The sequence below is a fragment of the Frankia sp. Mgl5 genome (genome assembly GCF_023242985.1).
Taxonomy (GTDB): Bacteria; Actinomycetota; Actinomycetes; order Frankiales; family Frankiaceae; genus Parafrankia; species Parafrankia soli.
In genome coordinates this window covers 1-262 of the sequence record NZ_JALKFY010000172.1, presented here as the reverse complement: position 1 = coordinate 262, position 262 = coordinate 1, and the positions used below count along the sequence as shown (strand labels likewise).

The window sequence follows — 262 nt, the reverse complement described above, 5'->3', positions numbered from 1 at the left end:
ACGGCTCCCTGATGCAGGGCACGCTTGCCGATGCGATGAAAGGCGCTGACGTTTTCATCGGTGTTTCCGTTGCCGGCGCCGTAACGCCTGAGATGGTGCAATCGATGAACCGCGATGCGATCATTTTCGCGATGGCTAACCCAACTCCGGAAATTATGCCGGATGAGGCGAAAAAAGCTGGGGCTGCGGTAGTGGGAACAGGACGTTCCGACTTCCCGAACCAGGTAAACAACGTGCTTGCTTTCCCCGGTATTTTCCGTGG

At 56.5% G+C, this 262-nt stretch carries 1 pseudogene; it reads left to right on the top strand.

From position 1 onward, the window contains the following. A pseudogene (locus MXD62_RS08860) lies at positions 1-262 on the top strand (NAD-dependent malic enzyme); the annotation flags it as partial.